At 62.9% G+C, this 23,125-nt stretch carries 22 protein-coding genes; 11 read left to right on the forward strand and 11 right to left on the reverse strand.

What is annotated here, in order from left to right; all coding sequences use genetic code 11:
- The first annotated feature begins 103 nt into the window (after nucleotides 1-103).
- From APH34_RS12045 to APH34_RS12070, 6 genes are all read left to right on the forward strand, one after another.
- Entirely contained in the window at nucleotides 104-2,392 is a 2,289-nt protein-coding gene (locus tag APH34_RS12045; protein ID WP_054901281.1) for an ABC transporter permease subunit, read from the forward strand.
- Between the two features lie 17 nt (nucleotides 2,393-2,409).
- Nucleotides 2,410-4,080, forward strand: coding sequence for a phosphate ABC transporter permease PstA (gene pstA / locus APH34_RS12050; protein ID WP_054901282.1), 1,671 nt, complete (start codon nucleotides 2,410-2,412; stop codon nucleotides 4,078-4,080).
- Nucleotides 4,081-4,183: 103 nt separating this feature from the next.
- Nucleotides 4,184-5,017, forward strand: a complete 834-nt coding sequence (gene pstB, locus APH34_RS12055; RefSeq protein ID WP_054901283.1) for a phosphate ABC transporter ATP-binding protein PstB — start codon at nucleotides 4,184-4,186, stop codon at nucleotides 5,015-5,017.
- A 78-nt stretch (nucleotides 5,018-5,095) separates the two neighbouring features.
- The gene (phoU, locus tag APH34_RS12060; protein ID WP_054901284.1) at nucleotides 5,096-5,866 is read left to right on the forward strand and encodes a phosphate signaling complex protein PhoU; all 771 of its coding nucleotides are present in this window, start codon (nucleotides 5,096-5,098) and stop codon (nucleotides 5,864-5,866) included.
- A gap of 165 nt (nucleotides 5,867-6,031) precedes the next feature.
- Complete coding sequence (locus tag APH34_RS12065) at nucleotides 6,032-6,934, forward strand: response regulator (RefSeq protein WP_054901285.1); 903 nt, start codon at nucleotides 6,032-6,034, stop codon at nucleotides 6,932-6,934.
- 132 nt (nucleotides 6,935-7,066) lie between these two features.
- Nucleotides 7,067-7,969, forward strand: coding sequence for a M23 family metallopeptidase (locus APH34_RS12070; RefSeq protein ID WP_054901286.1), 903 nt, complete (start codon nucleotides 7,067-7,069; stop codon nucleotides 7,967-7,969).
- Between the two features lie 110 nt (nucleotides 7,970-8,079).
- On the opposite strand, the gene APH34_RS12075 is transcribed toward APH34_RS12070, so the two are convergent.
- The 3 genes from APH34_RS12075 to phoB form a co-directional block, all read right to left on the reverse strand.
- Entirely contained in the window at nucleotides 8,080-9,420 is a 1,341-nt protein-coding gene (locus tag APH34_RS12075) for a hemolysin family protein (protein WP_054901287.1), read from the reverse strand.
- Nucleotides 9,421-9,561: 141 nt separating this feature from the next.
- Entirely contained in the window at nucleotides 9,562-10,869 is a 1,308-nt protein-coding gene (gene phoR / locus APH34_RS12080; RefSeq protein WP_054901288.1) for a phosphate regulon sensor histidine kinase PhoR, read from the reverse strand.
- Between the two features lie 137 nt (nucleotides 10,870-11,006).
- On the reverse strand, nucleotides 11,007-11,696 hold the full coding sequence (gene phoB / locus APH34_RS12085; RefSeq protein WP_003253341.1) for a phosphate regulon transcriptional regulator PhoB: 690 nt from the start codon (nucleotides 11,694-11,696) through the stop codon (nucleotides 11,007-11,009).
- A 173-nt stretch (nucleotides 11,697-11,869) separates the two neighbouring features.
- Here phoB and APH34_RS12090 point away from each other — a divergent pair, with 173 nt between their 5' ends.
- Nucleotides 11,870-12,238: a hypothetical protein gene (locus APH34_RS12090; RefSeq protein WP_054901289.1), complete on the forward strand. Its 369-nt coding sequence runs from the start codon at nucleotides 11,870-11,872 to the stop codon at nucleotides 12,236-12,238.
- A gap of 84 nt (nucleotides 12,239-12,322) precedes the next feature.
- Here APH34_RS12090 and ubiA read toward each other — a convergent pair whose 3' ends face one another.
- The gene (gene ubiA, locus APH34_RS12095) at nucleotides 12,323-13,213 is read right to left on the reverse strand and encodes a 4-hydroxybenzoate octaprenyltransferase (protein WP_054901290.1); all 891 of its coding nucleotides are present in this window, start codon (nucleotides 13,211-13,213) and stop codon (nucleotides 12,323-12,325) included.
- Entirely contained in the window at nucleotides 13,213-13,770 is a 558-nt protein-coding gene (locus APH34_RS12100; protein WP_054901291.1) for a chorismate lyase, read from the reverse strand. Before APH34_RS12100 ends, ubiA begins: the two co-directional genes overlap by 1 nt.
- A 131-nt stretch (nucleotides 13,771-13,901) precedes the next feature.
- Between APH34_RS12100 and APH34_RS12105 the strand changes: the two genes are divergently transcribed.
- The 4 genes from APH34_RS12105 (at nucleotide 13,902) to APH34_RS12120 (ending at nucleotide 16,264) form a co-directional block, all read left to right on the forward strand.
- On the forward strand, nucleotides 13,902-14,069 hold the full coding sequence (locus APH34_RS12105; protein ID WP_054901292.1) for a rubredoxin: 168 nt from the start codon (nucleotides 13,902-13,904) through the stop codon (nucleotides 14,067-14,069).
- A gap of 34 nt (nucleotides 14,070-14,103) precedes the next feature.
- A complete protein-coding gene (locus APH34_RS12110; RefSeq protein ID WP_054901293.1) occupies nucleotides 14,104-15,249 on the forward strand; it encodes an NAD(P)/FAD-dependent oxidoreductase in 1,146 nt (381 codons plus the stop codon).
- 188 nt (nucleotides 15,250-15,437) lie between these two features.
- Complete coding sequence (locus tag APH34_RS12115; RefSeq protein WP_054901294.1) at nucleotides 15,438-15,737, forward strand: HU family DNA-binding protein; 300 nt, start codon at nucleotides 15,438-15,440, stop codon at nucleotides 15,735-15,737.
- 149 nt (nucleotides 15,738-15,886) lie between these two features.
- A complete protein-coding gene (locus APH34_RS12120) occupies nucleotides 15,887-16,264 on the forward strand; it encodes a hypothetical protein (RefSeq protein ID WP_054901295.1) in 378 nt (125 codons plus the stop codon).
- Nucleotides 16,265-16,366: 102 nt separating this feature from the next.
- Here the strand turns inward: APH34_RS12120 and APH34_RS12125 are convergent, their stop codons facing one another.
- From APH34_RS12125 to exbB, 6 genes are all read right to left on the reverse strand, one after another.
- The gene (locus tag APH34_RS12125) at nucleotides 16,367-17,770 is read right to left on the reverse strand and encodes an aminoacyl-tRNA deacylase and HDOD domain-containing protein (protein ID WP_054901296.1); all 1,404 of its coding nucleotides are present in this window, start codon (nucleotides 17,768-17,770) and stop codon (nucleotides 16,367-16,369) included.
- A gap of 78 nt (nucleotides 17,771-17,848) precedes the next feature.
- Complete coding sequence (gene recG / locus APH34_RS12130; protein WP_054901297.1) at nucleotides 17,849-19,927, reverse strand: ATP-dependent DNA helicase RecG; 2,079 nt, start codon at nucleotides 19,925-19,927, stop codon at nucleotides 17,849-17,851.
- A gap of 3 nt (nucleotides 19,928-19,930) precedes the next feature.
- Nucleotides 19,931-20,857 carry a hydrogen peroxide-inducible genes activator gene (locus tag APH34_RS12135; protein WP_054901298.1) on the reverse strand — a complete coding sequence of 309 codons (927 nt, stop codon included), beginning with the start codon at nucleotides 20,855-20,857 and terminating at the stop codon, nucleotides 19,931-19,933.
- Nucleotides 20,858-20,951: 94 nt separating this feature from the next.
- A complete protein-coding gene (locus APH34_RS12140) occupies nucleotides 20,952-21,686 on the reverse strand; it encodes an energy transducer TonB (RefSeq protein WP_054901299.1) in 735 nt (244 codons plus the stop codon).
- The gene (exbD, locus tag APH34_RS12145; RefSeq protein WP_054901300.1) at nucleotides 21,683-22,111 is read right to left on the reverse strand and encodes a TonB system transport protein ExbD; all 429 of its coding nucleotides are present in this window, start codon (nucleotides 22,109-22,111) and stop codon (nucleotides 21,683-21,685) included. Before exbD ends, APH34_RS12140 begins: the two co-directional genes overlap by 4 nt.
- Before the next feature lie 3 nt (nucleotides 22,112-22,114).
- Nucleotides 22,115-23,086 (reverse strand): tonB-system energizer ExbB, encoded by a 972-nt coding sequence (exbB, locus tag APH34_RS12150; protein ID WP_054901301.1) that lies wholly within the window; start codon nucleotides 23,084-23,086, stop codon nucleotides 22,115-22,117.
- Nucleotides 23,087-23,125: the final 39 nt, after the last annotated feature.

Below are 23,125 nucleotides of genomic sequence, written 5' to 3' on the forward strand. Positions count from 1 at the left end.
CTTCCCCGACTTCCCAGTCCGAAGCCAGGGCTCCTGAGCGGCGGGCTTTTTTGCGTCAACGCACTGTCATGTTTTTGTCATACGGGACCGCTAGGGTGTGCGCATGAATGATCTGGCCAACTCCACAATGACCCAAAATTCCCCTCCCGTGCGGATTGATTTCAATACGCCCGAGTTGCAACGCAAGCGCCGCATGCGCGCCCTCAAGGACCGCCTGACCCGCTGGTATGTACTGGTGGGCGGGCTTGCCGTATTGGCAGCCATCACCCTGATCTTCTTCTACCTGGCCTATGTGGTGCTGCCGTTGTTCCAGGGCGCCGAACTGACCAGCAGGAAGGCCCTGGAGCCGACCTGGCTGCAGCAGGATGCCGGCAAGCCACTGCTGATTGCCCTTGAAGAGCAGAACCTGGTGGGCATGCGCGTTTCGGACAAGGGTCAGGCACTGTTCTTCGATACCAAGACCGGTAACGAACTCAATCGCGTCGACTTGCCGTTGCCGGCCGGCACCCAGGTAAGTTCGATCAGCACCGACCAGCCGGGCAGCCCGCTGATTGTGCTGGGCTTGTCCAATGGCAAGGCGCTGGTGTTCCACCACACCTACAAGATCACCTACCCGGACAACAAGAAGACCATCACCCCCGGCATCGACTACCCGTATGGCCAGGAGCCCTTCGTGCTCGATGACCAGGGCCGTGCGCTGGAGCATGTGAGCGTCAACGTCAATGGCGACACCCTGTTGCTGGCCGGCTCCACCGGCGCGCACCTGCAGGTCGTCGAGTTGACCCGCACCGAAAACATGATGACCGACGAGGTCACCACCGAGCAGAACCGTATCGCCCTGCCGCAAATGACCGAAGCGGTGAAGAACATTTTCATCGACCCGCGTCAGCAGTGGTTGTACGTGATCAACGGCCGCGCCACCGCCGACGTCTTCAGCCTGCGCGACAAGACCCTCAATGGCCGCTACAAGCTGTCCGACAGTGGTGATACCGAAGTCACCGCCACCGCACAGCTGGTCGGTGGCATCTCGCTGATCATCGGTGACTCCAAGGGCGGCCTGGCCCAGTGGTTCATGGCCCGCGATCCGGATGGCGAATCGCGCTTCAAGCAGATCCGTACCTTCCAGATGGGCAAAGCGCCGATCGTGCAGATCGATGCCGAAGAACGCCGCAAGGGCTTCATCGCCCTGGACAGCGACGGCAAGCTGGGCGTGTTCCACAGCACCGCGCACCGTACCCTGCTGGTCGAGCCTGCTGCCCAGGGCCCTGGCATCCTGGCCCTGTCGCCACGCGCCAACCGCATCTTCATCGAAGAGGGCGGCAAGCTGCTGCCGCTGAGCCTGAAAAACCCGCACCCGGAAGTATCGTTCAGTGCGCTGTGGGGCAAGGTCTGGTACGAGAACTACGACGAGCCCAAGTACGTCTGGCAGTCGACGGCTTCGAACACCGACTTCGAGCCTAAGCTGAGCCTTTCGCCACTGACCTTCGGTACCCTCAAGGCCGCGTTCTACGCGATGATCCTGGCAGCACCGCTGGCCATTGCCGCCGCCATCTACACCGCCTACTTCATGGCCCCTGGCATGCGCCGCAAGGTCAAGCCGGTGATCGAGCTGATGGAAGCGATGCCGACGGTGATCCTGGGCTTCTTCGCCGGCCTGTTCCTGGCGCCATACCTGGAAGGGCACCTGCCGGGTGTGTTCAGCCTGTTCGTGCTGATGCCGTTCGGCATTCTGCTGGCGGGCTTCATCTGGAGCCGGTTGCCGGAGTCGGTCCGCCTGCGTGTGCCGGACGGTTGGGAAGCTGCGATCCTGATCCCGGTCATCCTGTTCACCGGCTGGTTCGCCCTGACCATGAGCCCCTACCTTGAGACCTGGTTCTTCGGCGGCGACATGCGCCTGTGGATCACCAACGACCTGGGTATCACCTATGACCAGCGCAACGCCCTGGTGGTGGGTATCGCCATGGGCTTCGCGGTCATCCCGAACATCTACTCGATTGCCGAAGACGCCGTGTTCAGCGTACCGCGCAGCCTGACCCTGGGCTCCCTGGCGCTGGGTGCCACGCCTTGGCAGACCCTGACCCGTGTGGTCATCCTCACCGCCAGCCCGGGTATCTTCTCGGCGCTGATGATCGGCATGGGCCGTGCGGTGGGCGAGACCATGATCGTGCTCATGGCCACCGGCAACACCCCGGTGATGGAGATGAACCTGTTCGAAGGCATGCGCACCCTGGCCGCCAACGTGGCGGTGGAGATGCCCGAGTCGGAAGTCGGCGGCAGCCACTACCGTGTGCTGTTCCTGGCTGCCCTCGTGCTGCTGATGTTCACCTTCATCATGAACACCTTGGCCGAGCTGATTCGCCAGCGTCTGCGCAAGAAATACTCGTCGCTTTGATAGAAAGGTAGAGATCCGTGAAAAAGGATTCCCTCAAAGGCTGGTTCAAGAGCGGCGCCCCCGGCGTCTGGATCAGCGGTGGCGCGGTCGCCATGGCGGTGATCATGACCGTCGGCCTGCTGGCTGTGATCGCCGTGCGTGGCCTCGGCCACTTCTGGCCGGCCGACCTGGTCCAGGCCACCTACAAGGTGCCGGGCCAGGCGGACCACATCATCATCGGTGAGGTGGTGCAGAAAGAAGAAGTGCCCCGTGCCCGCCTCAAGGGTGCCGGCCTGCCGGTACCGGACGAAGGCCCGGAGTTCATGACCCGCGAGCTGATCAAGGTGGGTAACCGCGACCTTAACGGCAGCGACTTCACCTGGGTGGTCGGCGACTGGTTGGTCGACGAGCAGCGCCCGGCCGACCTGATGGCCCTGGAACGCCGCGAATGGGGCAACTTCTACGGCTACCTGGTCAGCGTCAAGGAAGAAGGCCGCGTGGTTGCCCAAGGCCCTGCCGCCTGGAATGAACTGCAGGCACGTCTCAAGCGCGCCAACCAGCTCAACAGCGAGTTGCAGCAGCTGGAGAAGAAAGACATCGGCGCCATCAACCATGGCCTGGAGCGCCTGCGCCTGCATAGCCGCAAGCTGGAGCTGGCCGGCAAGCTGGACGCCGCGGCCCAGGCCGACATGGACGCCGAGCGCGCCGAGCTGAATAGCCGTTACAAGGCCATCGAAGACCGCCTCAGCGGCCTGCACCAGGCCTTTGCCCGTGACAGCCTTGTCGCTCGCGACGGCAATGGCCGTGAGGTCGAGATCAACCTGAGCAAGGTGGTGCACGCCATCCAGCCCAACGGCATGTCCGGCTTCACCAAGATGGGCACCTACTTCGCCAAGGTCTGGGAGTTCCTCAGCGACGACCCGCGTGAGGCGAACACCGAGGGCGGTATTTTCCCGGCGATCTTCGGTACGGTAATGATGACGCTGATCATGGCAGTGATCGTTACCCCGTTCGGTGTACTGGCGGCTGTCTACCTGCGTGAATACGCCAAGCAAGGCCCGGTGACCCGGTTGATCCGCATTGCGGTGAACAATCTGGCGGGCGTGCCGGCAATCGTCTATGGCGTATTTGGCCTGGGCTTCTTCGTTTACGTGCTGGGTGGCTCGATCGACCGCCTGTTCTTCCCCGAAGCGCTGCCTGCACCGACCCTGGGTACGCCAGGCCTGTTGTGGGCGTCGCTGACCCTTGCGCTGCTGGCCGTGCCGGTGGTGATCGTGGCCACCGAGGAAGGCCTGGCGCGCATTCCGCGTACCGTGCGTGAAGGCTCGCTGGCGCTGGGCGCGACCAAGGCCGAAACCTTGTGGAAGATCGTGCTGCCGATGGCCAGCCCGGCCATGATGACCGGCATGATCCTCGCCGTGGCACGCGCCGCCGGTGAAGTGGCGCCGCTGATGCTGGTGGGTGTCGTGAAGCTGGCGCCGTCGCTGCCGCTGGACGGCAACTACCCGTACCTGCACCTGGACCAGAAGATCATGCACCTGGGCTTCCACATCTACGATGTCGGCTTCCAGAGCCCCAACGTCGAGGCCGCGCGGCCGCTGGTATACGCCACTGCGTTGTTGCTGGTGCTGGTGATCGCCACCCTCAACCTCTCGGCGGTGTGGATCCGTAACCACCTGCGCGAGAAGTACAAGGCCCTCGACAGCTGATTGAAGCTTTTAAGCCACAAGCGGCAAGCCCCAAGAGCATTGCCGCTTTGCCCTAACTTGCAGCTAGCAGCTTCAAGCTTGCAGCTACAAACGGAGTGAGACCATGCAGCAAGAATCCCACACCCACGGCATCGACATGGCTGCCCTGGGCCGCGACAAGCAGAGCCTGCGCCTGGCCGAAGAAACCGTGGCCATCGAAGTGCCGGGCCTGAGCCTGTTCTACGGCGACAAACAAGCGCTGTTCGACGTCAGCATGAATATCCCCAAGCAGCGCGTCACTGCCTTCATCGGCCCGTCGGGCTGCGGCAAGTCGACCCTGCTGCGCACCTTCAACCGCATGAACGACCTGGTGGACGGTTGCCGCGTAGAAGGCGCCATCAACCTGTACGGCAACAACATCTACCGCAAAGGCGAAGACGTTGCCGAGCTGCGCCGCCGCGTAGGCATGGTGTTCCAGAAGCCTAACCCGTTCCCCAAGACCATCTACGAAAACGTGGTCTACGGCCTGCGCATCCAAGGCATCAACAAGAAGCGCGTGCTCGACGAGGCCGTGGAGTGGGCACTCAAGGGCGCCGCCCTGTGGGACGAGGTCAAGGATCGCCTGCACGACTCGGCACTCGGCCTGTCCGGCGGCCAGCAGCAGCGTCTGGTGATCGCCCGTACCATCGCCGTCGAGCCTGAGGTACTGCTGCTCGACGAACCGTGCTCGGCACTGGACCCGATCTCGACGTTGAAAGTCGAAGAGCTGATCTACGAGCTGAAATCCAAGTACACCATCGTCATCGTGACCCACAACATGCAGCAGGCCGCCCGGGTTTCGGACTACACCGCGTTCATGTACATGGGCAAACTGGTCGAATTCGGTGACACCGACACCCTGTTCACCAACCCGGCGAAGAAGCAGACCGAAGACTACATCACCGGTCGCTACGGCTAGTGAGAAGCGGGTTTGCCCGCTCCCACAGGGAACGACACGAACTACTTGAAGCTTGCAGCTTCTTCGCGGAGCGAAACGATGATCAACAAAGAAAGCCTTACGCACCACATTTCCCAGCAGTTCAACGCCGAGCTCGAAGAGGTGCGCAGCCACCTCCTGGCCATGGGCGGCCTGGTCGAGAAGCAGGTCAACGACGCGGTCACCGCGCTGATCGAGGCCGACTCGGGTCTGGCCCAGCAGGTGCGCGAGGTCGATGAGCAGATCAACCAGATGGAGCGCAACATCGACGAGGAATGCGTGCGCATCCTCGCCCGTCGTCAGCCGGCGGCCTCCGACCTGCGCCTGATCATCAGCATCTCCAAGTCGGTGATCGACCTGGAACGCATTGGCGACGAGTCGACCAAGATTGCCCGCCGCGCCATTCAACTGTGCGAAGAAGGCGAGTCGCCGCGTGGTTACGTCGAGGTTCGCCACATTGGCGACCAGGTGCGCAACATGGTGCGTGACGCGCTCGACGCGTTCGCCCGTTTCGACGCGGACCTGGCGCTGTCGGTGGCCCAGTACGACAAGACCATCGACCGTGAGTACAAGACTGCCCTGCGTGAGCTGGTGACCTACATGATGGAAGACCCGCGTTCGATCTCGCGGGTGCTGAGCGTCATCTGGGCCCTGCGTTCGCTGGAGCGTATTGGTGACCACGCGCGCAACATCTCGGAACTGGTGATCTACCTGGTTCGCGGCACCGATGTGCGCCACCTGGGCCTCAAGCGCATGAAGGCGGAAGTCCAGGGCACTGCTGGCGATGAGGGTGAAATCGCTAATGTTCCGGCTGAACCGGACGATAAATAAGACTGCTCCCGAGCATCAACGCCCGGCCTTGGCCGGGCGTTTTCGTTTGTGCAAGAGCAGCCAGCAGGCACCCGCGAACGATGCAAAGAAGTCCCGGCGTGGCTCAGAGATTGGCAAGTGGCCACCATTGCGCGGTAGGCTAGTCGGGATTCAAGAGGAGTATCGATGAGTAAAGTGAATGTGCTGGTTGTAGATGATGCCCCGTTCATCCGTGACCTGGTAAGGAAGTGCCTGCGTAATGCCTTCCCAGGCATGGTCATCGATGACGCAGTCAACGGCCGCAAGGCCATGGCCATGCTGGCCAAGGAATCGTTCGACCTGGTCCTGTGCGACTGGGAAATGCCCGAGATGTCTGGCCTGGAACTGCTGACCTGGTGCCGCCAGCAACCGCAGATGAAGCATCTGCAGTTCATCATGGTGACCAGCCGTGGGGACAAGGAGAACGTGATCCAGGCCATCCAGGCCGGGGTCTCCGACTTCGTTGGGAAGCCGTTCACCAATGAACAGCTGCTGACCAAGGTGAAGAAGGCCCTGACCAAGATCGGCAAGCTGGACAGCCTGGTGAGCAATGGGCCGGCGCGGTTGAATTCGGCGTTTGCCAATGACTCGCTGAGCGCGCTTACCGGCAACAAGGCCGAAACGGCCAAGGCGGCAACGACCGCTACGGCTGCCCCGGCCAAGCCTTTGATCAATGCCCCGAAACCGCAGACCGCAGCCGCGGCGGCGCAGTCCGGCCGTGGCCAGGGCCAGTTGCGCCTGTCCAGCGGTATCCAGCCGTGTGTGATCAAGGCCCTGAGCCTCAAGGAGGCGCTGCTGGTGGTGCGCCGCAGTGCCGCACTGCCGCAGGTACTGGAAGGCGCGGTGCTGGACCTGGAGCAAGGCGAGAGCGCCGAGGTGGCCCGCCTGAACGGTTACCTGCATGCCGTTGCAGCCCTGGAGCCGAAGCCAGAAAGCGATTGGTTGCAATTGACCTTCAAGTTCGTCGATCAGGATGCACAGAAGCTTGACTACCTGTCACGGCTGATTGCCCACGGCACGGCGCAGAAACACTTCACCCCCGGCGCCTAGTCCGCCAGCTGTGGAGCGGGTTCGAGCCCGCTCCCGGACGGTATGCTCGGTGCTCTTCCGACCAACTGTCATACCGCGCTTGGATCCCGCTGCTAGGCTTCGACAGATCGCAACTGTCAAAAAGCCACTATCATGCCCGCCGCCGCCCGCTTGCTGTTGTTCTTTGCCTTGCTTTCGGCCTCGGCGTCGAGCTTGGGCATGACCCTCTACAAGACCACCGACAATTTCGGCGTGGCGTCCTACTCCGAGCACCCCAGCCCTGGCGCCAGGGCCTTCGAGCTGCGCGAGCCGATGTTCGAGCGGCTGGAGGGGCAGGTGCGCCTGCAGACGGAGACGTTCCCTGGTGGGGTGCGCTTCCTGGTGCGTAACGAACTGTACGTGCCGATGCAGGTGGAACTGCGTATCGACCAGCTGGCCAATGCCTTCGGTGGCAATGGCCCCCGGCTTGTACGGGCGGTGGTCGGCCCGCGTTCGACCAAAGTGCTCAGCGCGGTACTGGCGGCCCCCGGAGGGCCACTCAAGTACGCCAGCAACTTCCAGTACGCCATGGGCGACCCCGGCCAGCGTTCGCAGGCCTACCGTTACCCCTTTCCGTGGAAAGGCGGGCCGTTCCGGCTGACCCAGGGGCCAAACGGCCGTTTCAGCCATTTCGGCCCCAAAGGCCGCTACGCCATGGACATCGCCATGCCAGAAGGCACACCGATCATCGCGGCGCGTGGTGGAATGGTGGTGCAAGTCGAGAACAGCCAGAGCGGGCGAGGTACCAATCCCTCAGGCAACTTCGTGCGCATTCTGCACCCGGACGGCACCATGGGTGTCTACCTGCACCTGATGCGCGGTTCGGTGGTGGTGGCCGAGGGGCAGCAGGTGGCGTTGGGGCAGGCGCTGGCCAAATCGGGTAATACCGGCAACAGCACGGGCCCGCACCTGCATTTCGTGGTGCAGCGCAACGTTGGGCTGGCCCTGGAATCAATACCCTTCCAGTTCGACCGGCCTATCGGTGGGCTGCCGGACTTCACGGCGGGTAATCCGTGACACAAGGCCTGCCATCGCGAATGAGGCAGGTGTTTCCCGGCAGCACCTCTACTGGCAAACCTGTGCGCTGAACAGAGGCACCCGAGGGGCCGCCTAGCGGCCCCGACGGATCAATCGAGCTTGAGCACCTTGGCCAGCACGATCTTCGGCCCTTTCATCTTTTTGATGATGATGCGCAAGCCTTCTACTTCCAGCACTTCCTCTTCTTCAGGCACGCGCTTGAGCGTTTCGTAGATCAACCCGGCGAGGGTTTCGGCTTCGATGTGATCAAGGTCGATACCCAGCAGGCGCTCGACCTTGAACAGCGGCGTGTCGCCACGCACCAGCAGCTTGCCCGGCTGGTAGGCGAGGATGCCGCGCTCGGTCTTGCGGTGTTCGTCCTGAATGTCGCCAACCAGCACTTCCAGCACGTCTTCCATGGTCAGGTAGCCAATGACCTTGCCGTCGGCTTCCTCCACTAGCACAAAGTGCGCACCGCCCTTGCGGAACTGCTCCAGCAGCTGCGCCAGGGGCATATGCCGCGACACGCGCTCCAGCGGGCGAGCGAGGTCTTCGAGGTCGACGGTTTCGGGCAGGTGTTCCAGTTCGGCCAGTTCCAGCAGCAGGTCCTTGATGTGCAACAGGCCGGTGAACGCTTCGCGCTCGGCATCGTACAGCGGATAGCGGCTGAACTTGTGCCGGCGTACCAGTGCCAGGATCTCCTTGAGCGGCGCATGGGCATCGATGCTGACCATGTCTTCACGGGAGTTGGCCCAGTCGACCACTTCCAGTTCGCCCATCTCCACGGCCGAAGCCAGCACGCGCATGCCTTGGTCGCTTGGGTCCTGGCCACGGCTGGAGTGCAGGATCAGCTTGAGCTCTTCACGGCTGTAGTGGTGTTCGTGGTGCGGGCCGGGTTCGCCCTGGCCGGCAATGCGCAGGATGGTGTTGGCGCTGGCATTGAGCAGGTAGATGGCCGGGTACATCAGCCAGTAGAACAGGTACAGCGGCACGGCGGTCCACAGCGACAGCAGCTCAGGCTTGCGGATTGCCCAGGATTTGGGCGCCAGCTCGCCGACCACGATGTGCAGGTAGGAGATCACGAAGAAGGCGACGAAGAACGAAACCGCCTTGATCAGCTCAGGGGTGTCCACACCCAGGTACGCCAGCAGCGGTTCGAGCAGGTGGGCGAACGCAGGTTCACCGACCCAGCCCAGGCCCAGGGAGGCGAGGGTGATGCCCAGCTGGCAGGCAGACAGGTAGGCGTCCAGCTGGTTGTGTACCTTGCGCAGAATGCTGCCGCGCCAGCCGTGCAGCTCGGCGATGGACTCGACGCGCGTGGAGCGCAGCTTGACCATGGCGAACTCGGCGGCAACGAAGAAGCCGTTGAGCAGCACCAGGAACAAGGCAAAGAGGATCATGCCGAAATCGGCGAAAAGCGAGGTGAGGCTGATACCAGGGGAAGGGTCCATGATGGAGTTTTTACGGGGTCCGTCTTAGAAAAGGTAGAAAACAAAGTGCCAGCTTTTGCTGGCACAGGGGCTCCAATGTAGCGGTTGAAGCCGTAAAAGCAAAGGGTAGCGGTCTTAATTGCGCTGCATGGCAGCGCCCTTTCAGCCTTTGTCGCTGGCCAACTGTGCCGGGCTGAAGTGGCAGGTGAAGGTACTGCCATGCCCCGGCACGCTGCTGATCTCCAGGCGCCCGCGGTGGCGCATCAGTACGTGCTTGACGATCGCCAGGCCGAGCCCGGTGCCGCCGGTGTTGGAGGCACGGCTGGAATCGACGCGGTAGAAGCGTTCAGTCAGGCGCGGCAGGTGCTTGGCATCGATGCCGACCCCCGAATCCTGCACCGACAGGTGCGCGCCCTGTTCGTCGGCCCACCAGCGGATACGGATGTTGCCTTCGTCCTGGGTGTACTTGACCGCGTTGAACACCAGGTTGGAAAAGGCGCTGCGCAGCTCCGATTCGCTGCCCTTCAGGCGCAGGCCTGGCGCGGCCTCCAGGGTAATGCGCTGGTTACGTGGCCCGGACAGCGCCTGGGCATCGTTCTTGATGGCGCCCAGCAACGTGTCGACCGCCACTGGCTGGTTGTCCGATGGGTAGTCGGTGGCTTCCAGCTTGGCCAGCAGCAGCAGGTCGTTGAGCAGGGTCTGCATGCGCGAACCTTGCTGGCTCATCTGCTGCAACGCCCGGGCCCAGCGCGGGTTCACGTCTTCGACGTTATCGAGCAAGGTTTCCAGGTAACCGGTGATCACTGTCAGCGGCGTGCGCAGCTCGTGCGAGACGTTGGCCACGAAGTCTTTGCGCATCTGTTCCAGCTGATGGATACGGGTGACGTCGCGCACCAGCATCAGGTGCTCATTGTTGCCGTAGCGGGTGAGGTGCAGCTGGACGCGCAGACGGTCGTTGATCGGGGACGGGATTTCCAACGGTTCGGCGTAGTTCTCCGACTCGAAGTACTCCTTGAAGCGGGGGTGACGCACCAGGTTGGTCACCGGCTGCCCCCCATCCTGAGGGGTCTTGAAACCGAGCAGGGTTTCCGCGGCGCGGTTCCACCATTCCAGGTTGCCATCGCTGTCGAGCATGATGACCGCATCGCGCAGGGCGGCAGTGGACTCCTGCACCCGGTCGATCACCGCCTGCAGGCGACCGCGCACGCGCTGGTCACGGCGCTGCAGGTGATAGATGCTGTCGAACACCTCACCCCACAGACCGTAGCCGTCGGGTGGTGCTTCGTCGGGCTGGTGGTTGCGCAGCCAGTCATGCAGGCGCAGCAGTTGCTTGAGTGTCCACCCCAGGTACAGCGCCAGGCCGATGGCAAGGCTCCAGCCGTAATAACCGCTGACCAGGCCGCCGATCAGGCAGACGGTGATCAGCAGCAGCAGGTGGCGAATCAGGGTCGCGTGCCAGTTCTGGTTCAATTGACAGATCCTTCGGATCCAGCCGCATGCTGCAAGCCACACGCTGCATGAAGAAGCGGATCGGTGATGCTGATAGTCCATTTTCGAGCCCGGGCGCTGCACGCGTTGACGTGCAGCTTTAGGCTGGAAGCTCGCAACTAGCTTTTGGTCGAGAAGCGGTAACCCGTGCCCCGGACGGTTTGTACCAGATTTTCGTACGCTTCACCCAGTGCCTTGCGCAGGCGACGGATGTGCACGTCGACGGTGCGCTCTTCGACGTAGACGTTGCCGCCCCAGACCTGGTCGAGCAACTGGCCACGGGTGTAGGCGCGCTCCTGGTGGGTCATGAAGAACTGCAGCAAACGGTACTCGGTAGGGCCCATTTCGGCCGGTTTGCCGTCGATGGTCACACGGTGGCTGATCGGGTCGAGCAGCAGGCCGCCAACTTCGATCGGCGCTTCGCTGTCGCTTGGGCCGGTGCGACGCAGCACGGCTTTCAGGCGGGCAACCAGCTCGCGTGGCGAGAACGGCTTGGTGATGTAGTCGTCGGCGCCGACCTCCAGGCCCTGGATCTTGTTGTCCTCTTCACCTTTGGCGGTGAGCATGATGATCGGGATGTCCCCGGTCAGCTCGTCGCGCTTGAGGCGGCGGGCAAGTTCGATCCCGGAGGTGCCGGGCAGCATCCAGTCGAGCAGAATCAGGTCAGGCTTGCGGTCGACGATGATGGCGTGGGCCTGCTGGGAATTTTCTGCCTCCAGGCAGTCATAGCCGGCCATTTCCAATGCAACGGCGATCATCTCGCGAATAGGCGCTTCGTCGTCGACGATCAGAATGTTCCTGCCAACCATGCTCAAAACCTCTCCCGGAAAATCGTGTCTGGCCCGCATTAGATAACGGAATTATTGCAGCTGTGTGACAGGGTGTTGGCCGTTCTGGCGACATTGCATGACTGAACTAGGCTTCAAAGAGCCGCTCCCTGCGGTAAACAGACCGCAATCCACCCCGATCAATGGTGATTCCAATGACACGACATACGCTGAGCTGGATGGCCCTATTCGCTGCACTTGCGCTCCCGGGGGTGGCGTCCGCCAACCACGCCATGGAGAAGGACGGCATGTGGGTCGACCACGCCGGCATGACGCTGTACACCTTCGACAAGGACGCCGGCGGCAAGTCGATGTGCAATGGCGATTGTGCGAAGAACTGGCCGCCGCTCAAAGCCGAGAAAGGCGAAAAGGCCGAAGGCAAGTGGACTCAGATCAAGCGCGATGACGGCTCCATGCAGTGGGCATATGACGGCAAGCCGCTGTACACCTTCGTCAAGGACAAGAAGGCCGGTGATATGACCGGTGACGGCATGAAGGATGTCTGGCACGTCGCCAAGCCTTGAGCTCCAGGCCGCTCCTGCAACGGCACCGCAGTTGCCTGCAGGCGCGGCCTGTCGGGAGGAAGTTACGAAGCAGCCCCAAAGGGTTCAACGCAGTGCGTAATCCAGCACCACACCCATGAAGATCAACAACCCCGCCCAGTGGTTGTGCAGAAATGCCTTGAAGCACGCATCCCGGTCCAGTTTGCGTGTGGACCAGAATTCCCAGGCAAAGCACAGCGCCGCACCCAGCAGGCCCAGGTGGAACCAGCCGCCGAGATCAAAGCGGCTGCCCGCCAGCAGCAAGCAGCCCAGCGACAGCATCTGCAGGGTCAGGATGATCGCCCGGTCGGCCTCGCCGAACAGGATTGCGGTCGATTTCACGCCGATCTTCAGGTCGTCGTCACGATCGACCATGGCGTAGTAGGTGTCATAGCCCACCGTCCACAGCAGGTTGGCGATGTACAGCAGCCAGGCACTGGCCGGCAACTCGCCGCCCGCAGCGGTGAAGGCCATGGGGATGCCCCAGGAATACGCCGCGCCTAGCACCACCTGTGGGTAGTAGGTGTACCGCTTCATGAACGGGTAGCAGAACGCCAAAGCCACTGCGCCAAACGACAGCCAGACCGTACGGCTGTTGGTGCACAGCACCAGCAGGAAACTCACCCCCACCAGGATGGCGAACAGCGCCAGGGCCTCACGCGGTTTGACACGGCCGCTGGCCAGCGGGCGGTCGGCGGTGCGTTTGACGTGGCCATCGACCTTGCGATCAGCGAAGTCGTTGATACAGCACCCGGCAGCTCGCATCAGCACCACGCCGAGGCCGAAGATCAGCACATTGGCCAGGGTGGGCGAGCCTTGTCCGGCGATCCATACCGCCGACAGGGTCGGCCACAGCAGCAGGTAGATACCGATTGGCCTGTCCATGCGGCTTAGCTGAACAAAGTCCCAGGCGCGCGGGTGCACACGGTTGAGCGACTTGAGCAGTTGCAGGTACATCAGCGGTTGTCCTCCTTGGCCGCTTGCCATAGTGCCGGCAGGAACACTTCGGCCACCAGCAGGTCGAGGCCGTCGCGCTCAAAGCGTGAACGCCGCCCCCATAAATCCGCGTCCGCGGCTTCGCGAGGCAACCAGGCCTGTGGATAAGCACACACCTCGATCGGATGGCGGATGAACGCCTGGTCGCAGAACAGCAATTCGCCCAGCGACCGGCTGCCCAGGGTTTCCAGGTCCAGGCCGCCCCGCTCCAGGGCGCTGCGGCTGGCAACGCTGCGGGCAAATACCCACGGCTGGCCATGGCCGCGCAGGTACACCTCACGCACCCAGCCCTCGGCGCCCGGCGCGATGCCCAGCGCCCGGCATTCGTCATCGCGCAGCGGCTGCCAGCCCTCGAACAGGGGTGTCACACTGAAATGATCGTTGGAAAGACGAGTAAGGCGACGAGTCAGGGAGCCTTCGTCGAACAGCCAGTCGAGAGTAGGCTGGCCGATATCGTTCGCCAGCAGTGAATACGGCAGCCACGCGAGAGCGGCTGCTTGCGGGGATTCGTACGACACGTCGGTATGCTTTGTTACAGCCAAAGAGGCGGCGAGCTTAGCATGATTGCCCCGACTGCTTGCATAATGCCCGCGAAAGGGCATTCAGCCCGCACAATAAAGCCTGAGTCTGTACCGAGGAACCAGAACCGATGAAGAAGTGGCAATGTATTGTCTGTGGCCTGATCTATGACGAAGCCGAAGGCTGGCCGGACGACGGTATCCTGCCTGGCACACGCTGGGAGGATGTGCCCGAGGACTGGCTGTGCCCCGACTGCGGTGTGGGCAAGAGTGACTTCGAAATGATCGCCATCGGCTGATTTCAACACTGTTCGAATGAGAGGAACGCAGCACATGTCCCCAGTGGTAATCATCGGTACCGGCCTTGCCGGCTACAACCTGGCCCGCGAATTTCGCAAGCTCGACGCTGATACGCCGCTGTTGCTGATTACCGCCGATGACGGACGTTCCTATTCCAAGCCGATGCTGTCCACCGGCTTTGCCAAGCATAAGGACGCCGATGGCCTGTGTATGGCCGAGCCGGGCGCGATGGCCGAGCAACTCAAGGCCGAGATCCGTACCCACACGCGTATCAGCGGCATCGACCCAGGTCACAAGCGCCTGTGGATCGGTGAAGAGGCTGTGTGCTATCGCGACCTGGTGCTGGCCTGGGGCGCGCAGACAGTGCAGGTGCCGCTGGAAGGGGATGGCGCCGACCGTGTGTTCCCGATCAACGATCTGGAAGATTACGCGCGTTTTCGTGCCGCAGCTGCTGGCAAGCAACGTGTATTGATCCTGGGGGCTGGCCTGATCGGTTGTGAGTTCGCCAACGACATGAGCCTGGGCGGTTTCCAGGTCGACGTGGTGGCGCCGTGCGAACAGGTCATGCCAACCCTGCTGCACCCGGCCGCCGCTGCTGCCGTGCAGGCCGGCCTGCAGGGCCTGGGCGTGCGCTTCCATCTGGGGCCGGTTCTGACCCGGCTGGCGCAGGCCGACGAAGGCCTTGAAGCACACTTGTCCGACGGCAGCGTGATTGCCTGTGACCTGGTTGTCTCGGCCATTGGCCTGCGCCCCCGCACCGACCTGGCCGCTGCAGCTGGGCTGCAGACCAACCGTGGCGTGGTGGTGGACCGGCACCTGCGTACCTCCCATGGCAATATCTTCGCGTTGGGCGATTGTGCCGAGGTCGAAGGCATCAACCTGTTGTATGTAATGCCCTTGATGGCCTGCGCGCGCGCTTTGGCCCAGACCCTGGCAGGCAACCCGACCCAGGTCAGCTACGGGCCGATGCCGATCACCGTGAAAACGCCGGCGTGCCCGTTGGTGGTTTCGCCACCTCCGCTCGGGCAAGACGGCAATTGGCAGGTTGAAGGGCAGGGCAGTGACCTCAAGGTGCTCTGCCACGGCGCTGACGGCCAGCTGCTGGGCTATGCCCTGACGGGCAGCGCGGTCATGGAAAAGCTCGCGCTGAATCGGCAGCTACCTGCCTTGATGGCGTAAATAGCAGGCGTTCTGTCGGATTTATCCTGTTATTGCCCGCACAATGGCCGCCCAGATACTGGCGCGGCCTCGGTGGGCGTGCCATTCTCACTTCCGTCTGCCGCAGATTAGAGCCTGCGGTGCCTTGAACGCTGCTTTCATGGCAGCACGGCAATAACAACAAGAAATCCCGTCAAAGAGGCTTCACTATGCGTAAACCAGAACTCGCCGCCGTCATCGCCGAAAAGGCTGATCTGACCAAGGAAAAGGCCAATCAGGTGCTGAACGCGATTCTCGACAGCATCACGGGTGCCCTGGACAAGGACACCGTCACCTTGGTTGGTTTTGGCACCTTTGAAAAACGCCATCGTGGTGCCCGCACTGGCAAAAACCCCCAGACCGGTGAACCGGTGAAGATCAAGGCCAGCAATACGGTAGCCTTCAAACCTGGCAAGAACCTGAAAGAGAGCGTCAACGTTCCAGCCAAGCCGACCAAGAAAGGCAAGTGACCGGCGCCTGACACACTCAGCCTCTGTCCAAGCGGGCGCCTACGGGCGCCCGTTGTGCTTTCTGAAGGCGTTGCGCAACGAACTTGCATAAGTAGTTCAGGAAAAGGATAAACTGCGCGCCTTAGTCATATTTCATTCGAGGCGCGTCGATGAAGTTTCGCTTTCTTCTCTGGGCCATGGGTCTGCTGATGGCCAGGGCCAGCCGCACCAATCCGGCGTTCCAGCAGCAACTCAAGGACAAGGACCTGGTGTTCCAGATGCAGACGCTGGACGGCAAGGTTGCAAGGCACTTCATCGTCAGCGGCGAACGCATCAGCAGCAAGGGTGGCAGCCACCCGCAACCGGCCTTTGCCATTGCCTTCAAGGATGCTGCCTATGGCTTCGCCACGATGCAAGCCAGCAACAAGCAGTTGGCGTTCATGCAGGGCATTCAGGACAAGAGCATCCAGATCAAGGGCAACCCGGCGCTGGTGATGTGGTTCCAGGGCTTGATGAAATACCTGAAACCGAAAAAGAAGAAAGGCTGAAAATGCGGGGGCTGCTGTGCAGCCCATTGCGTGTCTTCAAAGAAGCGCCGCTGTGGCTGTGGGGCTTGCGGGCGACAGGGCCGCAAGGCGGCCCCACGGGTATCAATGCGGTGCGTGGAACTGCGAAGCCAGCTCGCGCAACAGGCTCTCAGCCTCAAGCACTTTGTTCACCACGTCCTCGGCCTTGTCCCGCGTAACCCCCAAACGCTCCAGCAACTCGTCAGGTATCGCTTCCTCAGGTCCCGACCCGATCCCGCGCGAGCGCAGCAAGCGGGTCGCCAGGCACACCAGGTTGGGGTACGCCGAGTATTCGCCATCGTACGAAGGGTCGTGCTGGAAGCGCAGCGCGGTCGAGAGTTCGTCTGGCATGTCCCACAACTTCATCAGCCAGGCACCGATCTGTTCGCGGCTGATCCCCAGCAGATGCTGCTCCACATAGGTGTGGGACAGGTGCGGGTTGACCTCCAGATGACGGCAGATCAGCGAGAAGTGTGGCGGGAACACGTGCGCCAGCAACAGGTACCCAAAATTATGCAGCAACCCGGCCAGGTAGGTCAGGCCGGCTTCCGGGCGCTCTGCGCGCGGCATGGCCCGGGTCAGGCCTTCGATGATGGCAGCGGTGTAGATCGACTGCTGCCAGTAGGGCGTTGCCTGTTGCGGTTGATCCTTGGGCAGGCTCAGGGTTTTGCCCAGGGCCAAGCCCAACGCCAGGTTGATTACCAGATCAAAACCCAGCACGCGCACGATGGCATCTTCTACCGAACGGATCTTGCCAGGCGAGGCGTAGTAGGGCGATGCGGCCCAGCTGACCACCTGGGCGGCCAGTGCCGGGTCGGTTTCGACCACGCCAGTGATATCGTCGATGCTGGCGTTGGGGTCGACCCGCAGCTTGATGATCTTCTGCGCGGTATCGGCCAGCGGCGGTATCTCGATGGTTTCTTCCAGGCGCTTCTGGATGCGTCGGGCGGTAAAGGCCTGAACGGCTTGGCTGATCTCCCTGGAATCGTCAAGCGGCCGGTCTAGGTTAGGGCGGATGTCCCCCACCGGTTGGCCGAAGTTGCCAGCGCTGGCCTTGCTGAGCATGCCCTTGAAGTCGTCACGCTTGATGTCCAGCAACAGGCCAGCCTCGCCCGACTGGATCAGCAGGTGCTCGGCGTTGAGCAAATCGCTCTCGTACAGGCACGGTGAGCTGGTCAGGGCCGGGATCGCCGGCAAGGCCTTGAGCTGGTGCTTGTCGAGCATCTGCTTGAGGCGGTTCACCGGTACGGCCTTGAGCTTGCGACCCGTCAACTCTTCCAGGCGGCTGAGGTCGAGTAGCTTGCTCTGCGGGAACAGCACCATCAATGCGCCGATCTCGTCGTCGAGCAGGATCGCCTGCACGCGTGAGGCGGCTGACAGGTGCGGGTGCTCTGGCACCTCGCGATAGGCCACGCCCAGTTTTTCGAGCAACAGCCGAATGACAGACGGTGCATGTGGGGTTGCGGTGTCCAGGGCAACTTCGGTCATGGTCCGTTTCCACTGATTCTTTTGAAGGCGAAGTATAACCAGTCTGGTCGCAAAGCTGGATCCATTCTGGGACTAGCGTCACACCTGGCCATATTGCTGGCCGTGGCGCAGCCAGCGGTCGAGTAATGGGCTGACATGTTCAGGCCAGCGTGCGATCAATGCCTGGGCGGCATCACGCACCGCTGGCAACAGGTCGGCATCGCGCATCAGGTCGGCGACCTTGAACTGCAGCAAGCCTGTCTGGCGGGTACCGAGCATTTCGCCAGGGCCGCGCAGCTCAAGGTCTTTTTCAGCAATGACGAAGCCATCGTTGGTTTCGCGCATGATCCCCAGGCGTTCGCGGCCAATCTGCGACAGCGGCGGGTGATAGAGCAGCACGCAGTGACTCACCGCACTGCCTCGGCCTACCCGGCCGCGCAGTTGGTGCAACTGGGCCAGGCCGAGGCGTTCAGGGTTCTCGATGATCATCAGACTGGCGTTGGGCACGTCCACACCAACCTCGATGACTGTGGTGGCCACCAGCAGTTGCAGGTTGCCTTGCTTGAAATCGGCCATCACCGCGGCCTTTTCCGCAGGTTTCATGCGCCCGTGAATCAGGCCCACACGCAGCTCGCCCAAGGCGCTGCCAAGTTCCTCGTAGGTGCTCTGCGCGGCTTGGCAGGTGAGCTCTTCGGATTCCTCGATCAGGGTGCATACCCAGTACGCCTGGCGTCCCTCGGCGCAAGCGGCGCGTACCCGCTCGACCACCTCGAAGCGGCGGCTGTCGGCGACCAGCACGGTATTGACCGGCGTGCGCCCCGGCGGCAGCTCGTCGAGCACCGAGGTGTCGAGGTCGGCGTAGGCGCTCATGGCCAGGGTCCGCGGGATCGGTGTGGCGGTCATGATCAGCTGATGGGGGCACAGCTCGCCGGCCACACCCTTCTTGCGCAGCGCCAGGCGCTGCTGCACGCCAAAACGGTGCTGCTCGTCGATGATCGCCAGGGCCAGGTGCTTGAACTGTACCTCTTCCTGGAACAATGCATGGGTGCCGACAACCATCGGCGCGCCGTTGGCGATCTGCTCCAGGGCGCTGGCGCGGGCCTTGCCCTTGAGCTTGCCGGCCAGCCAGGCGACTTCGATCCCCAGCGGTTCGAGCCAGCGCTTGAAGGTGATGTAGTGCTGTTCGGCGAGAATCTCGGTGGGCGCCATCAGCGCCACCTGATAGCCCGCTTCAAGGGCCTGCAGCGCGGCGAGTGCAGCGACCACGGTCTTGCCGGCACCCACATCGCCCTGAACCAGTCGCATCATCGGTTCAGTCTGGCTCAGGTCGTAGGCGATTTCGTTGGCTACGCGCTGCTGGGCGCCAGTCGGCTTGAAACCCAGGTTGGCCAGGTACTGCGCCTGCAGGCGGTTGGCCTTGGGCAGCAGTGGCGCACGCAGGCTGCGCAGGCTTTCGCGCAGACGTTGCTGCGACAGCTGATGGGTCAGCAGTTCCTCGAAGGCCAGGCGGTGCTGGGCCCAATGCTGGCCCTCGGCGAGCTCGTCGAGGTCGGCCTCGGCTGGGGGGTTGTGCAAGTAGCGAATGGCATCGTCCAGCGGTGCCAGGTGGTAGTCGCGGGCCAGCTCGTCGGGCAGCCAGTCTGGCAGGCTGCGCGGGCCGAGCATGCCCAGGCTCTGCTGGCAGAGCAGGCGCAGCCGCTGCTGGGTGAGGCCTTCGGTGGTCGGGTAGATCGGCGTCAGGGTCTGCTCGACCGGAGGCGGTGGCTCGTCGCCGTTGAGTGCGCGGTACTCCGGGTGGTAGATCTCCAGGCCCGAGGCGCCGGGGCGCGCTTCGCCATAGCAACGCAGGTGGGTGCCACGCTTGAGGCCTTCCTTTTGCGCATTGCTGAAGTGGTAGAAGCGCAGGCTCAGCACACCGGTGCCATCGCCCAGGCGCACCACCAGGCTGCGGCGCTTGCCCATGGTCACGTCGGCGCCGCTGACCACGCCCTCGATCACGGCATCCTGGCCAGGGCGCAGTGCGCCGATGGGCACGACACGGGTGCGATCCTGATAGCGCAGCGGCAGGTGGAACAGCATGTCCTGCAGGTTTTCCAGGCCTACCTTGGCGAGCTTTTCCGCCATGGCTTCGCCTACGCCCTTGAGCGCTGTGACCGAGACCTTCGACAGCTCAGTCATGACTCAGGCCGGCTGTTCCACAGGCGGTTTGGCCACCGAACAGAGACGGATCGAGTCGGCAAGGATCTCGATCGCCTTCGGCCGCGGGAAGCTGGCGCGCCAGGCGATGGCCACGGTGCGGAACGGCGCAGGCGCGGTGAGCGGGCGCACTTCGATGACCCCAGGCGCGTAGTGGTGGCTATGCACCGCCGACAGCGGCAGGATCGACACGCCCAGGCCGGAAGCGACCATGTGGCGGATGGTTTCCAGCGAGCTGGACTCAACGGTGGTGTGCTTGGCGCCTTCGCCACCTTTGTTCAGCGTCGGGCACGCTTCCAGAACCTGATCGCGGAAGCAGTGGCCCTCACCGAGCAGCAGCAGGCTCTTGTCGTTGAGCATGGCGGTGTCGATGGTCTTTTTTGCCGTCCAGGGATGGTCGGCCGGCATCAGCGCGCAGAATGGTTCATCGTACAGCGGCAGCGTCAGCACGTCGGCTTCATTGAACGGCAGGGCAATGATCACCGCGTCCAGTTCGCCATTGCGCAGTTTTTCGCGCAGCACGTGGGTGAAGTTCTCTTCGATGTACAGCGGCATCTGGGGTGCCACACGGTGCAGCTGCGGGATCAGGTGGGGGAACAGATAGGGGCCGACGGTGTAGATGGCACCGACCTTCAGCGGGGCGGTCAGCTGGTTCTTGCCCGCCTGGGCCAGTTCGCGGATACCCTGGGCCTGCTCCAGCACCTTCTGCGCCTGGGCGACAATGCTTTCGCCGACCGGGGTCAGGCGCACCGCGCTCTTGCTGCGTTCGAAGATCAGCACGCCAAGCTCGTCCTCAAGCTTTTTCACACCGACCGACAAGGTGGGCTGGCTGACATGGCAACGCTCGGCGGCGTGGCCGAAGTGCTGCTCCTGGGCGAGGGTGACGATGTAGCGAAGTTCTGTGAGGGTCATAACGTGCGTCCATGAAGTTGCGAGCCCAGCATAGCGGCTGCAATCGATAGACGCACGTTATCAGACTTGCCGATGTGTGACAGAAACAAAAGTATCAGCGACGGTCCAGCGAGTAGACGAACGGCGCCACGACTTCGATCGTGCCATTGTTCAGCAACTCCGGTGGCGGTTTGGGTACAGTGCCGGCCCGGCGGATCATCTCCAGGGTTGCCCGGTCCAGTGCCGCGCTGCCCGAACCACCGGCCATCGAGTACGACACCACCTTGCCTTCGGCGTCGACCACGAAACGCAGGCGGTTGATGCCTTGCAGGCCACGGCGGCGTGCGTCTTCCGGGTAGCGCTTGTACTTCGCCAGGTGGCGCAGCAGGTCGCTCTGCCAGGTTGGCAACGCTTGGCTGTTGGAGGCAATGCTCGGCGCCGGTGCCGCCGACTTCTGCGGTGGCGTGTTGCTGGGCGGCGTGTCCGCTACGTGTTCCTTGGTGGGTGGTTCATCCCGCGGCGGCTCAGGCTTCTTCTCAGGCTTCGGAGGTTGAGGCTTGGGTTTGGGCTTGGGCGGCTTGGCGATGGCGATCTTCGGTTTCGGCGCCTCGGCTACCTTGGGCAGCGGTGGTTCTTCTACCGGTGCCGGCGGTTGTGGAGCGGCCTTGGGTGGTGGTGGCGGTGCGGGCTCGGGCAGCGGTGCCAGCTCGACCATCATGGCTGCCGGGGGCAGCTCGATGGCCTGGGGCACCGACCAGTTGAGCGTGAGCAGCACAGCGACGGCATGGACACCCAGCACAAGGGCCAGGCTGCCGCTGTAACGCGCCAGATTGTGCCGCGTCTTTGTCATTTCTTGGCTGCCGTCTCGAGACCTACCAGACCGACTTTGAGGTAGCCGGCCGCGCGCATGTTGTTCATCACTTCCATCAGGTCACCGTAATCCACGCCTTTGTCGGCCTGGAAGAAGATGGTGGTTTCCTTGTCACCCTTGGTCTTGGCGTCGAGCATCCGGCCAAGCTGGTCAGGGGCAGGTACCTGATCGTCGCCGACGTACAGCTTCTGGTCGGCCTTGACGCTGACGAACACGGGCTTCTCGGGCCTCGGCGCCGGCTTGGCGGTCGAGGCAGGCAGATCGACCTTGATGTCGACCGTGGCCAGGGGCGCGGCCACCATGAAGATGATCAGCAGTACCAGCATCACGTCGATGAACGGCGTGACGTTGATTTCGTGGTTTTCGGCGAGGTCGTCGCCACCTTCGTTGAGATGCAGGCCCATGGCTTACCCCACTTTCACCATGTGCGGGGCGGCGCGCTCGCCACCCTGGTGGTCGAGGTCACGGCTGACCAGCAGCAGGACCTGCGCCGAAGCGTCGGACACCTGAGCCTTGTAGCCGGCAATGGAGCGGGCGAAGACGTTGTAGATGACCACCGCCGGGATTGCTGCGACCAGGCCCAAGGCAGTGGCCAGCAGGGCTTCGGCAATACCTGGCGCCACGACCGCGAGGTTGGTGGTCTGGGTCTTGGCGATGCCGATGAAGCTGTTCATGATGCCCCATACCGTACCGAACAAGCCGACGAATGGCGCGGTGGAACCGATGGTGGCGAGCACGCCGGTGCCGCTGCTCATGGTACGGCCGCTTGCGGCCACCAGGCGCTCCAGGCGGAAGCTGACGCGTTCCTTGATGCCTTCTTTCTCGCGGGCATTGGCCGACAGGCGCATTTCTTCGAGGGCGTCGTGGACCAGGGTGTGGGCCAGGGTGCCTTCCTTGTTGGAGACTTCGCTGGCTTCCTTGAGGCTGGCGGACTTCTTCAGCTGGGCGATCTCACCGCGCAGGCGACGCTTGGCGCCCATCAGCTCGAAGCCTTTGGCGATCCAGATGGTCCAGGTGATGATCGAGGCGATCGCCAGGCCAATCATGACTGCCTTCACCACGATGTCGGCGTTCTTGTACATGCCCCACGGGGACAGGTCGTGGGCCATGCCCAGGGAGGTGTCCTCGACCAGCGCTTCGACGCTTGGGTCGGCTGCCGCCGGGGCGTCGACCGGGGTGGCTGCCTGGGCAGCACCCGCAGGCACCTGGCCTTCGGTCGCCGGGGTAGCCGGCGCGGTGGCGGCGGCTGGCGTACTGGCATTGGCGGCTGGCTCATCGGCCATTGCCACCGGGGCCAGCACCAGGCTGAACATCAGCGCGGCGATGGCACGCCATGCGCGCGACGGGGTTGGCGAAGCGGAAGGTTGAGTACGTGTCATGCTGGCCGGACCTGATGAAGAAAAAAGTGAGCGTTCTCC

Origin of the sequence: Pseudomonas sp. NBRC 111131 (assembly GCF_001320525.1) — a bacterium.
Classification (GTDB): domain Bacteria; phylum Pseudomonadota; class Gammaproteobacteria; order Pseudomonadales; family Pseudomonadaceae; genus Aquipseudomonas; species Aquipseudomonas ceruminis.

Coding starts and splice junctions, on each gene's coding strand:
- APH34_RS12045 (WP_054901281.1), top strand. CDS start 104: ATGAATGATCTGGCCAACTCCACAATGACCCAAAATTCCCCTCCCGTG.
- pstB (WP_054901283.1), top strand. CDS start 4,184: ATGCAGCAAGAATCCCACACCCACGGCATCGACATGGCTGCCCTGGGC.
- phoU (WP_054901284.1), top strand. CDS start 5,096: ATGATCAACAAAGAAAGCCTTACGCACCACATTTCCCAGCAGTTCAAC.
- APH34_RS12065 (WP_054901285.1), top strand. CDS start 6,032: ATGAGTAAAGTGAATGTGCTGGTTGTAGATGATGCCCCGTTCATCCGT.
- APH34_RS12070 (WP_054901286.1), top strand. CDS start 7,067: ATGCCCGCCGCCGCCCGCTTGCTGTTGTTCTTTGCCTTGCTTTCGGCC.
- APH34_RS12075 (WP_054901287.1), bottom strand. CDS start 9,420: ATGGACCCTTCCCCTGGTATCAGCCTCACCTCGCTTTTCGCCGATTTC.
- phoB (WP_003253341.1), bottom strand. CDS start 11,696: ATGGTTGGCAGGAACATTCTGATCGTCGACGACGAAGCGCCTATTCGC.
- APH34_RS12090 (WP_054901289.1), top strand. CDS start 11,870: ATGACACGACATACGCTGAGCTGGATGGCCCTATTCGCTGCACTTGCG.
- ubiA (WP_054901290.1), bottom strand. CDS start 13,213: ATGTACCTGCAACTGCTCAAGTCGCTCAACCGTGTGCACCCGCGCGCC.
- APH34_RS12105 (WP_054901292.1), top strand. CDS start 13,902: ATGAAGAAGTGGCAATGTATTGTCTGTGGCCTGATCTATGACGAAGCC.
- APH34_RS12110 (WP_054901293.1), top strand. CDS start 14,104: ATGTCCCCAGTGGTAATCATCGGTACCGGCCTTGCCGGCTACAACCTG.
- APH34_RS12115 (WP_054901294.1), top strand. CDS start 15,438: ATGCGTAAACCAGAACTCGCCGCCGTCATCGCCGAAAAGGCTGATCTG.
- APH34_RS12120 (WP_054901295.1), top strand. CDS start 15,887: ATGAAGTTTCGCTTTCTTCTCTGGGCCATGGGTCTGCTGATGGCCAGG.
- APH34_RS12125 (WP_054901296.1), bottom strand. CDS start 17,770: ATGACCGAAGTTGCCCTGGACACCGCAACCCCACATGCACCGTCTGTC.
- recG (WP_054901297.1), bottom strand. CDS start 19,927: ATGACTGAGCTGTCGAAGGTCTCGGTCACAGCGCTCAAGGGCGTAGGC.
- APH34_RS12135 (WP_054901298.1), bottom strand. CDS start 20,857: ATGACCCTCACAGAACTTCGCTACATCGTCACCCTCGCCCAGGAGCAG.
- APH34_RS12140 (WP_054901299.1), bottom strand. CDS start 21,686: ATGACAAAGACGCGGCACAATCTGGCGCGTTACAGCGGCAGCCTGGCC.
- exbD (WP_054901300.1), bottom strand. CDS start 22,111: ATGGGCCTGCATCTCAACGAAGGTGGCGACGACCTCGCCGAAAACCAC.
- exbB (WP_054901301.1), bottom strand. CDS start 23,086: ATGACACGTACTCAACCTTCCGCTTCGCCAACCCCGTCGCGCGCATGG.